At 55.1% G+C, this 11371-nt stretch carries 10 protein-coding genes; 8 read left to right on the top strand and 2 right to left on the bottom strand.

All coding sequences use genetic code 11. The annotated features are described in order from the left end of the window. Position 1 precedes the first annotated feature (1 nt). From BLQ12_RS00405 to BLQ12_RS00385, 6 genes are all read left to right on the top strand, one after another. Positions 2-1012: a tyrosine-type recombinase/integrase gene (locus BLQ12_RS00405; protein ID WP_175469396.1), complete on the top strand. Its 1011-nt coding sequence runs from the start codon at positions 2-4 to the stop codon at positions 1010-1012. A gap of 192 nt (positions 1013-1204) precedes the next feature. After that, positions 1205-5065, top strand: coding sequence for an LPD38 domain-containing protein (locus tag BLQ12_RS00400; RefSeq protein ID WP_092207150.1), 3861 nt, complete (start codon positions 1205-1207; stop codon positions 5063-5065). Between the two features lie 72 nt (positions 5066-5137). After that, positions 5138-6328, top strand: coding sequence for a YonV C-terminus-related protein (locus tag BLQ12_RS00395; protein WP_092207148.1), 1191 nt, complete (start codon positions 5138-5140; stop codon positions 6326-6328). A gap of 486 nt (positions 6329-6814) precedes the next feature. After that, positions 6815-7522 (top strand): ribonuclease H family protein, encoded by a 708-nt coding sequence (locus BLQ12_RS00390; RefSeq protein ID WP_092208113.1) that lies wholly within the window; start codon positions 6815-6817, stop codon positions 7520-7522. 26 nt (positions 7523-7548) lie between these two features. Next, the gene (locus BLQ12_RS28270) at positions 7549-7668 is read left to right on the top strand and encodes a PDDEXK family nuclease (RefSeq protein WP_175469395.1); all 120 of its coding nucleotides are present in this window, start codon (positions 7549-7551) and stop codon (positions 7666-7668) included. Between the two features lie 75 nt (positions 7669-7743). Then, positions 7744-8514, top strand: coding sequence for a KilA-N domain-containing protein (locus tag BLQ12_RS00385; RefSeq protein WP_092207146.1), 771 nt, complete (start codon positions 7744-7746; stop codon positions 8512-8514). Positions 8515-8843: 329 nt separating this feature from the next. Here the strand turns inward: BLQ12_RS00385 and BLQ12_RS00380 are convergent, their stop codons facing one another. Next, positions 8844-9062, bottom strand: a complete 219-nt coding sequence (locus BLQ12_RS00380; RefSeq protein ID WP_092207144.1) for a hypothetical protein — start codon at positions 9060-9062, stop codon at positions 8844-8846. Positions 9063-9171: 109 nt separating this feature from the next. Between BLQ12_RS00380 and BLQ12_RS00375 the strand changes: the two genes are divergently transcribed. Then, a complete protein-coding gene (locus tag BLQ12_RS00375; RefSeq protein ID WP_092207142.1) occupies positions 9172-9372 on the top strand; it encodes a hypothetical protein in 201 nt (66 codons plus the stop codon). Further along, positions 9369-9548: a hypothetical protein gene (locus BLQ12_RS00370; RefSeq protein WP_092207140.1), complete on the top strand. Its 180-nt coding sequence runs from the start codon at positions 9369-9371 to the stop codon at positions 9546-9548. Before BLQ12_RS00375 ends, BLQ12_RS00370 begins: the two co-directional genes overlap by 4 nt. 331 nt (positions 9549-9879) lie before the next feature. On the opposite strand, the gene BLQ12_RS00365 is transcribed toward BLQ12_RS00370, so the two are convergent. After that, positions 9880-11358, bottom strand: coding sequence for a site-specific integrase (locus tag BLQ12_RS00365; RefSeq protein ID WP_139163785.1), 1479 nt, complete (start codon positions 11356-11358; stop codon positions 9880-9882). Positions 11359-11371: the final 13 nt, after the last annotated feature.

The raw sequence follows: 11371 nt of genomic DNA, 5'->3' as shown, positions 1-11371 counted from the left end.
CATGGATAGGGTCCGACAGGAAATTGACATTGAGATTGACTCCCCTCCCACGACAGTCTCAACCGTCCATCCCATCCGTCTGTCGGAGGCCACCCAAGAATACTACGACCTGAAGTGGAAGGGCTTGGCCCACGGTGAGGACTCCTTGATAAAGCTGAGAGTCATCATTGATGCACTGGGGGACCCTCCCTGCAACACCATCACCACAACCACCGTCCGTCGACTCCGTAACATCCTCCTTAGTCAGAACATCGGGACAGCCACAAAGAAGCATCACAGAGCGGATGCAACCGTCAACCGCTACGTAACGGCCCTCCGCACGATCATCTTGGACCAACACAAACAGGGCAACCTCACCAAGCTACCAGACTGGGAGATGGTCAGTGAGAAACAATACCGGCGGGATAGACTTGTCACTGACGAAGAGCTGGCGGCCATGATCGACTTTACGCAAATCCCGGTCCTCAAGTACGGCCAACGGGGCGGGGAGACCGTCGTCCTCACCGACAAGATGACTGGAGCCCCACTGGTCAACGAAGAGGCCACACAGAAACGGCGACTTGTCGGGGATCTCCTGATGGTCCTTAGGAAAACCGGAATGCGCCTGGGTGAAGCCTGTGCGATCACGTATGGTCGCCACATCAACCTGACCCGACGTACGATCATGATCAGTGCGGATATTGCCAAGGGTAAATCCATTCGGACACTACCAATGACCCCCACCGTCCATACTCTTCTGAGAGACCTTTCTCCGGCCCCTGATAGTCGCGCCTTCCCGCTTTCCAACGACTATGTGGGCAAGGTGTGGAAAAAGGGTCGCCGCCATTTGGGGATCACGGATAAGCATTTTGTGGTCCATGCAATCCGACACACGGTCGCCACCCGACTCCTTGAGGATGGGGTCCCAGTGGCAAAGGTTCAAGCCCTCCTTGGGCACGAAGACATTAGTACCACGATGATATACACCCACCTGGTTCCTATCGATCTTGCCGACGAACTGGAACGAATATAAGGACAACCAGTCATCCTCCCCTCGCCCATGCCCATCCCCACCAGCGGTCGCTAAACTCCGTAGCCACTCTGGAACACTCCATTGTAGCAGTATGGACGTCTCACCTCCGGTCGCTAAATTCCGTAGTGACCCCCTATCCCTACATAGCAGGAGAATGAACGCCCTAACGTTTACCAAAAACAAGGATGACACATGGATAATGTAACTGAAGCACTTCCAACACAACCCGAACCCTATGACCCTATCCTGGCTGTAGCCGACGCAGCTCTTGCAGGTACGACCATTACGCATGAAACTAATGACCCTATCCTGGCGGTGGCTGATGAGGCTGGCGTAGAGATGATCACCCCGGAAGCCAAGGAACGGGCATTCGTCAGTTTGAAGGGTCCCCGCTCCAGGTTCACCACCAACAAGAAATCCTACAAGACCCGCTCACTGAAGGCCCAGGCCCGACGTGAAGACCAGGAACAGATGGGAGCGATGTGGGAGGACACGGCATTAGCCAGGGTGGTCCAGGCCGAAATGCGCGACTGGGAGAGGGCCGCTGAGATGGGCTACGATGAGAGTATCGTTGGGATGTACGCACAGAAGAAGGCCCCGGTGCCCACCAATGAGAAGCTCACCCTCCGTCAGCAGTTTATTAAGGAGATCGTAGCGGGGTCCCTGGACGCCCCTGTGTCCGTTGCTGGTGCTGCCCCTGGTATATTCACGATGAACCCCCTGGCGGCTCTTGGTGGTGCGGGTGCTGCCCCTGCGACTCTCCGTCAGTGGCTTATAGACGAGTACACCCTGGAGCCTGAGGTCAGCCAGATGGAACTGGGGGAACGCCTTCAGAGATCCCTGTGGGAAGGCACCAAGGCTGGAGCAGTGAGCATGGCCGGAGGTAAAGCCGGGGAGAAGATGGGTACAGCGGTAAAAGGCGTATGGGGGGCAACGGCTGGTCGGCTGGCTCAGATCCCCACGGAGCTTGTCGCTGGGACCACAGCCCACAGTATCGTGATGAACGGGGGTCTGCCCACCATGGAAGACTTTAGGATGAGCGCAATCAGTCTTGCTGCGGGTCACGCCACACATGCCGCTGGTGCTCCCCTCCGTAACCAGATGGCCGACGCCCGGCTCCGACAGAAGAGCCACATGGAAGCCAAGCTGATGCACATCTATGAGGAGACCGGCCTCCACCCCAATGCAGTCATGAAGATGGCCCGTGAAGATGAGACCCTCCGTGCCCAGCTTGTCAGTGCCCATGAGGGGGTCCCCGATGCTTTGATGGGAGGTCCCCGCGAAAAGATCGACACCGGGGAGCGACCTACCCGTGACCTGAAGGAGGACGTCAAAGGGGTCAAGCAGTGGGCCGAGGACAAGTTTGTGGATGACCTGGGACCCATACGGCGGTTCGTCGATGAGGTGGAGGGGAAGGGAGCTGCCGCCGAACTCGATGCCAAACGCAACCCCTACAAGCAAGCCCGTGTTGCCCGTGGATGGATGGGCAAAGTGGAACACATTATGGAGCACGGGGGGTGGGACCTGAAGACCGGTGACACCGATGGTACCAAGGGTATGCTCCAGATCTTAAGAAACGCCCACAACCCTGAAGCTGGTAAGAGCCTCCAAGGCTTCGCCGAGTACTTGGTAAGCCGTCGTGCGGTCGAACTGGAGAAGCGTGCCCACAAGTCCCGCAGGAAGCTCCGTCAAGAGGTGCGAGACCTACGCCGCAGAATGGCCGAGAACGTCGGCAACAAGGCCGAATACTCCAAGCTCAGTAAGCGGATGGGTAAGCTTCAATCCGAGATGCAGGGGAAACTCGACGCCAAGAACGCCAACGAGGTCACGGGCTTCCGACAATACGACCTAAAGGAGGTCATCAAGCGTGGTGACGCTTTGTACAAGCATGACGCCGCCGACTTCCGGGCCCTGAACAGTAGCGTCCTCAAGATGCAGCATGAGGCGGGGTTCCTGAGTAAAAGCGAGTGGAACCGCATCAAGAACGCCAACCAGGAGTACGTACCCTTCAAGCGTCTTATGGATGACATGGTGAAGCTGGGACCTAAGTTCGATGCTGAAGGTAAACCCCTCAAGACCATCGAGGGTTCTGGACGTCCACTCACCAACGTTCTTCAGCAGTGGGCTGTTGACCTCCAGAGTACCTTCCGTGCAATCGAGCATAACCGGGTGGTGAACATGCTGGCTGACACCGACATTAAGGGGGCGACCATCAAGCGTCTCAAGTTGGGAAAGGACCACGATGCGGTGTCTGAAGTCGCCAACCGGATGGGCATCAAACGCTCTGAGGTGACCGCCGTGGATCTCATGGAGGCCACCCACGGTAAGGAATCCTCAGTCATCTATGGATACCGCGACGGTAAGCGTTACGCCTATGAGGTCCCCGAAGGTATCGCCCGTGCAATGAACAACTTGACCGGACGGGAGTGGAGTCCCAAGAGTCCGGGCGGTCGGTTCCTGCATAAGATTCTGAAGGCTCCGGCAACACTCCTTCGAGGTGGTGCGACATCAAGTCCTGACTTTATGGCAGCAAACGTGGTCCGTGACATCAGCAGTGCATTTGCTTTCAGTGAAAACGGTAACCGGCACATTCGGAGCTTTGCTGAGGGTGCTTACCACGCCATGAAGACCACCAATACTTACAAGGAGTGGCTCCGTTCCGGCGGCGCTATGGGGAACCTCAGTTCCGAACACTTGGGCCACCTTCAGGGGGACGTCTATAGGTCCCTCAGTGAACGGACTCTCCACAACACTGTGGACATGAAGAAGCTCTGGACGATCTACCAGAAGATTGGTGGGACCGCTGAGTCAGCCACGCGAGTGGGTGAATTCATTCAGGCTGGACGGAAGGGTGCGAGCCTTACCGAAAGGGCGTACCAATCGCGGGACATCAGTTTGGACTTTGGGAAGGCCGGATCATGGGGACGGTACATCAACGACCTCGTGGCCTTCCACAATGCTGGAATCCAGAGCATGGCAAAGTTACACCACGCCTTCAAACGGGACCCCCAAGGTACAGCCCTGCGGGTGTTTGGTGTGGTCACCTTGCCGAGCATTGTGATTAACACCTTGTTTGGTGACGATGAGCGTGTCAAAGAGGTGCCCCAGTGGGAGCGTGACCTATATTGGGTCTTGCCAATTGGGGATTACTTGGTGCGAATACCAAAGCCCCATGAGGTCGGTATCATCTTCGGGTCAAGCTTTGAGCGCGGACTTGATGCGATGCGCCGCGAAGATCCTCATGCGTGGGACGGCTTCCGTAACAGCATTATGGAGAAGTTCGGTTTGAGCATTAGCCCGACCATTGCTGAACCCTATATTGAATCACTGACCAACCACAGCTTCTTCACAGGCAACAACCTTGTTCCGCACTACATGGAGGACGTTCTCCCTGAGTTTCAAAGGACTACCTACACATCGGCAACGGCACGTAAGATCAGTAGCGTGATTGCGCGGGGAGCGGAGGCGCTCGGATACGATCACGGGGAGGGAACCGTCAGCCCCATCATGATCGACAACTTGGTGCAGAGCTGGACGGCAGGGATGGGACGATATGCCACTATGGGTCTTGACCACTTTCTGCGACCGAAAGAGGAGGTACCCCCTGAGTGGCGTATGGAGGATCTCCCGGTAGTAAGGGCCTTCATGATCCGAAGCCCGAAGTCAAGCAGCCGTAGCATGGATGCGTTCATGAAGAGGCACAAGAAGGCTGTCCGTTCTTGGACCACAGCAGACGGTCTCCTGAAGGCTATGGACTTTGAGAACTACAACTTGGTCATGAATGATCAGCGGTGGGTCAAGCTGGACGGCATCTATGACACCATCGTCACACTCAGGGGGCTGGCGTACCGTATTCACAATGCGAAGGACGGGGAGTTTGGTCTCCACGGAAAGGAGCTGGCCCACTTCAAGACAGAACAACTGGAGGAAATCTATAAGCAGATCACAATGATGGGCCAATGTGGCCTTACTGCCTACGACAAGCTGGACCAACAAATTGAACAGTTAAAGGAGTGGCAGTGGTTGAACATGAAGCCATCCCAAACCCATTAAGGAGCATTTCCCATAATCAATATTGTCGATGCACCGTGCGGAGCCGGTAAGACTACGTGGTGTATCAACCGAATGAATCAGACCCCTGAACACAATTACCTTTTCATCACGCCCTACCTTGAGGAAGTGAAGCGTATTACCAAGGCATGTCCCTCCCTATCCTTCAAGGAGCCCACAGCGAAGCCCGGCAGATTCAACAAGAGCGATTCCCTGAAGGCTCTCATCATGGACGGTCACAACATTGCATCAACCCACGCGCTGTTCAGCCTCATGGACGCCGAGACGTTGGACCTGCTTACCAAGTCCGACTACCACCTAATCCTTGACGAGGTTATGGATGTGGTCCACCAAGTTCCCATCACCAAGGGCGATCTCTCTGACCTATTCAGGCTTCATCTTGATGCGGATCCCGAAACACACCGGGTATCAGTCAAGCAGGACGTCCCCCTTGATTATGACGGCAAATACGCTGAGATAGTCGGCTTGGCAAGGGACAACAGGCTGGTCTACATCGACGGCAAAATACTTGTCTGGGAACTCCCCCGTGAGATCTTCGGAGCTTTCAAGAGTACCCACATCCTGACTTACATGTTTGACGGACAGATCCAAAAGGCATACTTCGACTTGCACGACGTCGGGTATCAATATCGGACGGTCCGGTGTAGGACCCCCGACGCTCCCCACAGTGATCCCACCAAGTATGAGCTTGTGGACCTCTACGACGGCTACGACGAGGACTTTCGGCGACGTCTGGGGGACCTCCTGACCATCCACGTGGACAACGGCACCAAGTTGAACGCCGTGGGGCATGGCAGGACGTCCCTCTCCCTGAGCTGGTACCACAACAAGCGCAACGGCCCACTCAAGGCGCAACTCCGGCGCAACCTCTCGAATTACTTTCGTAAGAAGCACAAGGCAACCGCCGACACAATCCTTTGGACAACCTTTAAAGATCAGACGGACAGTCTCAAGGGTAAGGGCTATGCGGGTGCCTTTGAGGTCTGCAACGTCCGGGCAACCAATCAGTATCGGGACCGCACGATCCTGGCGTATTGCATCAATCGGTACGTCAATACTCCGGTTCAACGATACTTGAAGGCCCGTGGTGCGGGTACGGTGGATGAAGACCGTTACGCCCTCTCGGAATTGATCCAGTGGATCATGCGGTCGGCGCTACGGGAAGACATGCCGGTGGACCTGTACTTGCCGTCACGACGGATGCGGGGCCTTCTGACAGCCTTCATGGGTGTGACGGAGCGGTAGGGTTCTGTGGGGTGGTACACCTGAGTGGTGTACTTTGAGTTGATATAGAGTGTAAAAGCAGGGTGTTGTACGGCCGTCCCTTAATAGAAAAGGGGTACAACGTAAAGACATCCTAAGGGGGCTATGGGGGTACATAATGTCCATTCCCTCAGCTCATACCGCCGTAGCCGAAGGTGTAGGCTCCAAGCATGAGACTCCCGCTTGCGGGGGACGAAGGCGCAGGGACCCTCTATCAAGATCCTTACATACATCCTGACGGAACGGGTCCTTATGGTGTCCCTAAGCTGGGTGTCCTTACAGCGTGAAAGCTTCGCTTACTGTGCTGCTACGGATGCCTACGGCACAATCATAGAGACCTCCTCTACCCTGATAGTATCCATAGAATGTCCCAACAGAAGGAGATTCATTCAGGAGTCAGGAGGTCTCATAACCATCAATCAAAACACAAGGGGCCGCCTTCAGTGGACGGTCCTTGAAAGGAACATAATGGTGAAACAACAGTACTATGCAGTGGCAAAAGGAAGGGTCCCCGGAGTCTACACCACATGGCCCGAAGCTGAGGAACAGGTCAAAGGCTTCATCGGCAACCATCACAGGAAGTTCAAGACCCGGGTGGAGGCCGAGGCATGGATCAAGAACCCTACCCAAAGTCCCACCCAACGTACCAGCAGCCCCAGTGGGAAACGTCAGCAGCCCACAATGATGGTTCCCGATAATGCCGTCTTGATCCACTCCGACGGTGGGGCCATCGGGAACCCAGGTGTCGGGGCCTATGGGGTGGTCATTGTGGACGGTGACGACCGTACAGAACTGAAGGACGGATACCAGCATACCACCAACAACCGCATGGAACTCTTGGGTTGTATCCGGGGTCTTGAACAGGTGGGTGCCGTGGATCGGCCGATTGTCATCGTTACCGACTCAAAGTACGTGGTCAATGCGGTGAATCGGGGGTGGGCCATCGGATGGAAACAAAAGGGATGGAAGAAAAACGACGGCAAGCCAGCATTGAACCGGGACCTCTGGGAACGTCTATTGGAGCTGACGGAGGATCGTCGGGTGTCCTTCCAGTGGGTCAAGGGACATGCCGGTCATCCCTTGAATGAACGCTGTGACGCCCTGGTGAATGAGGTGACCCGTGGTGGTGCCGTGTCGTTACGTGTCGACAGGGGATATACTGTGACTCCCTCATAAGTCACACCCCACGGCTGACGTCCGGATTGAACCCAGCTCTCAAGATTAACCCCAATGCAAAACAATCCTGCGCTCAATGGGCAGAACGGAACGGCTTCAAGTGGGCCGACAAGTTCATACCTGAGGAGTGGCTCCAGGAACGATAGAACCGGAAGGACCGGGGGTCACTGCAACTCTGTTGCTACCTGCCTCCTGTACCTCCGGTCCCGAAGGAGAACAATATGAACGACATTCTTGGCACCTATAACGACACCCAGATCGTATTCACTGATGACAACCTGATCAACCTGACGCAGATGCACAAGGCTGTGGATGGGAGGATGAGTCAAGCCCCGGCCCAGTGGCTTAGACATAAAGACACCAAGAACTTCCTGAAATCCTTATGTAATAAACTTGATGTGTGTGAGGAACACATCATAACGTCCATCAAAGGTCGGGGTAAAGCCCAAGGAACCTACGCCCACTGGCAGATCGCCCTGGCCTACGCCAAGTACCTCAGCCCTGAGTTCCACATCCAGTGCAACGAATGGATCAAGGAACGGTTTGAGTTCGAAGCTGATCCCGAAAAGGCTGTTGACCACTACTACGACAAGCTGGAAGCCAAGTACCGGAGCAGGGGGTGGTCCCCTGAAAAGATCGAAGCCCGTATGAAGGGCCGTCTGTGTCGTCGTCAGTTTGACTCCACCGCACGGACCATGGGTGCCACCCGCAACGGCATGAAGACAGCAAGTAACATGATCAACCAGTTTGTCACCGGCATGGACACAGCGGAGCTTCGTAAGACCCGGAACGTTAAGGAGACCCGTGACGGGCTGACCCTTGCGGAACTGGCTGTCATCAACGCTATCGAAGCCATCGCGTCCGAGCAGATCGACAAGCGAATGTGCCAGACCTTCGAGGCCACCAACGATCGAGACCTCATCAAAATTGTAGGTCCTTTAGCTAAGACTTTTGGTCAGGCACTGCACAACCAGGGCACAACAATCGGGTAAGCGCAAATCCAGAACAGTGCGAACGGACCAGCCCACTTCATCCCGCGCCACAACCCTAAGCCCACAACCCCAGTTACCAAACCCACAATATTCCCAACCAGGAACCACCCACTTTCCATAACTGAATCCTCCGTAAATTGAGGACCTATAACATACAGGAGACCACCTATGTCAAACCTTGCACGCCGACACCAAGAAACCATCGACCAGTACCATGCCCGTCAGAAAGCCGAACGTAAGCGCACTGAGGAGCACCTCAAAGGTAAGCACATCTGGATCAGTGCCGCCCTGGTACCCGCTCGTGACAAATCCGGGAGGCCCATCATTGGTCAGTGACTCTCCCCGTGCTCCTGATGGTAATGCAGCAATACCCGCTCGATGGCCTCGCTGTTGGTAGTTCCTGTACGCTCTTTGATGGCCTGGAGGATCTCCCATGCTTCGGTGCTAATCGTTGCGCTAATGGCCCGTTTCCCGCTTTGTGATTGCTTTTGACGCCATTTTTCCTGCCTCTTACGGTCTGCCTCTCGGCGGTCTTCAAGTGTGGTCATTACATCCTCATGCTAACGTTAGTTCTAACAAAATCCTTGACAGATTGTGGAGCTGTGTGTGACAAATTGGGCGTTAGTTTTCACGTTAGTATAACACAGGAGATTCACCATGACCACCAGCACTACTCTTTCCACCGGTTCCACCACCATTGACATCGTAGGCTCTATGATCCTGATCGAACGAGATGGACATGAAGCATGGGTTCCCCTGGCGTCTCTGCCGGGGACGTCCCGGGCTGTCCTTGAGCTGGTGTTCCGTACGGTTGACAACCTGCCCATGCCCAAGAACTCGCCGGAGGTGGCCGCATGAGTATGACGACCATCCGTATCAAAGGCTTGGAGCTGGAGACATCACCGGGGGTAACCCTGAAGGTCGACATAGGTGGCTCCCTGCCCCGGACCATCCGCCATTCCGTGGAGGACTTGGAGGACGACATTAGCCGATTTCTCGAAAGGGCCGTCAAGAGACACCGGAACAGTCGTTAATATCCCACCAGAGCGCCCCCAGAGTGGCCGTAGTTAGAGCCCTATCGGTAACTACGATCGTCGATATTGGGGCGTTTTGGGGCCACCTACCTACCTGATAATATGGGGCTATTAGGTTCCCTCCATGGTAGGAGAATGTCATACATTAGGTAGCCTCATCCTGACCCTAACCCTCGTAGGATCTCAGGTATACACCCTCATATCCCCTTCATTGGGTCCCCATACCCCTATATCCCCTGATGACAGCGCCACCGGTTCTCCCTTCCTGACCACTCCCACGACCATTCAGAGGAGGCCATAAGGCAGGGACGGTCGTCAGATCCTCCACAAATCAACCCTTGGAGGGAACGGTCCCGGCGTACTTGCTGGCCTTCAGGTGGTCCAAGTCCACGTCATACCGGAGCGACTCCACAATGGCCTCATACATGCGTTTCACGGGGTAGTCCTTAACATACACGCTATAGGTCACAGTATTCTCGGCGTGTCCCGCTATGGCCTTGATAATGTGCTCATCGACGCTGTTGTGGGCGAGCTTTGAGATGACAGTGTGTCTAAAGCTGTGGAATACCTTGTCGCGTCCAGTTATGCCGATTGTCTTCCGGTAATATCCGAACCACTTGCTTACCGTCTGACCGTAACCGTCACGGGAACGGTTGATGTCCGGGAACAATCGGTGGTGGCCCTGTGCCTTCATGGTCTCCACCCGCTGAATTATCCCCAGATCGTCAATCAGGAACGGGTGCAGGGGGACCAGACGTTTTGCTGCTTGGGTCTTGAGGCGCTTGTCGTCGGGGTCGTCATTAATGTCAATGCACCATATGCCATCAACCTGCTTGACGTCCTCAAGGTGAAGTTGGGCAAGCTCTGTGATACGGGCACCGGTGTACAGGGCAAGGGGTGGCATCCAGAAGTTAAAGGCGTTTCTGAAGGTGTCATTCCGGTATTTGGCTGACCCAAAGATCGCTTGAAGGTCGGCAGTGTTGAAGACCTCCCGCTTGTCCTTCTTTCTCCCTTTTGGTTTCAGGCTCAGGCCCTCCATATAGTTCTTTTCAACATATCCATGACGGACACCATACTTCAGGACCATCCCCATGCGCTGAATTCCCTTGTTAACCGTCCTAGTGCTGCGGGCTTCGGGGTGCTCCATCGCTAATATCTCTTTGATGGGCAGGGCTTTTAGCTTCGGTTTTTTGTTGATGTTCGGGGGGAGCTTCAGCAGGGCATCTTTCAGGCGGTTCGCCACGCTGTGATCAAAGGTGTTGATGGGGATGTCACCGATAATGCGGATGTTCAGTGCGATATCTGAGCTGACCTCATCCAGAGTCTTATCAGTCCAGCTATCCTCCCGTTTGCCCTCCTCATAGTAGAGCAGAGCGAGTTCGGACAGTAGCATGCCCGGGGCGGTGTCTTCAGGAGGGGTGGGAACTGTGAGAGGTGGGGTGGGGATGGTCGTTGGATCGTCGCTGTAGTCGCCCTGGTGGCGCTTTTGGATGACCTCCCATATGTGGGTATCGGCCTTGAGGTACTCCCGGCATAGCTTGCGGTACTCCATGCTTGATTTGTCAATGGTGACTCCCGAGTCATTCAACAGACCATCCACCGACTTTTCAACCCATGTCCGGTCATTGACGGCAAGATGTCCTTTGGTGATCTCTTGGACCATCCCCAAGGTTTTTGTGTGGTCTCGGTGATACCCCTCGTCATAATCGGCGGGGGCCATCATAATGCGCTGGTGTTCGTCGGCCTCAAGAGTCTGCTTGATGTGATTCCTGATGATGTCTGCGATCTGGGTGTCCGTCAGTTCTGCCATATGCCCGCCTCGT

This window comes from Desulfoluna spongiiphila, assembly GCF_900101345.1.
In the GTDB taxonomy this organism is placed as follows: domain Bacteria; phylum Desulfobacterota; class Desulfobacteria; order Desulfobacterales; family Desulfolunaceae; genus Desulfoluna; species Desulfoluna spongiiphila.
Note: the sequence above shows the minus strand (reverse complement) of the source record. Positions and strands in the feature narration are given on the sequence as shown.

Coding starts and splice junctions, on each gene's coding strand:
- BLQ12_RS00370 (WP_092207140.1), top strand. CDS start 9,369: ATGAGTATGACGACCATCCGTATCAAAGGCTTGGAGCTGGAGACATCA.
- BLQ12_RS00400 (WP_092207150.1), top strand. CDS start 1,205: ATGGATAATGTAACTGAAGCACTTCCAACACAACCCGAACCCTATGAC.
- BLQ12_RS00375 (WP_092207142.1), top strand. CDS start 9,172: ATGACCACCAGCACTACTCTTTCCACCGGTTCCACCACCATTGACATC.
- BLQ12_RS00395 (WP_092207148.1), top strand. CDS start 5,138: ATGAATCAGACCCCTGAACACAATTACCTTTTCATCACGCCCTACCTT.
- BLQ12_RS00405 (WP_175469396.1), top strand. CDS start 2: ATGGATAGGGTCCGACAGGAAATTGACATTGAGATTGACTCCCCTCCC.
- BLQ12_RS00380 (WP_092207144.1), bottom strand. CDS start 9,062: ATGACCACACTTGAAGACCGCCGAGAGGCAGACCGTAAGAGGCAGGAA.
- BLQ12_RS00390 (WP_092208113.1), top strand. CDS start 6,815: ATGGTGAAACAACAGTACTATGCAGTGGCAAAAGGAAGGGTCCCCGGA.
- BLQ12_RS00365 (WP_139163785.1), bottom strand. CDS start 11,358: ATGGCAGAACTGACGGACACCCAGATCGCAGACATCATCAGGAATCAC.
- BLQ12_RS00385 (WP_092207146.1), top strand. CDS start 7,744: ATGAACGACATTCTTGGCACCTATAACGACACCCAGATCGTATTCACT.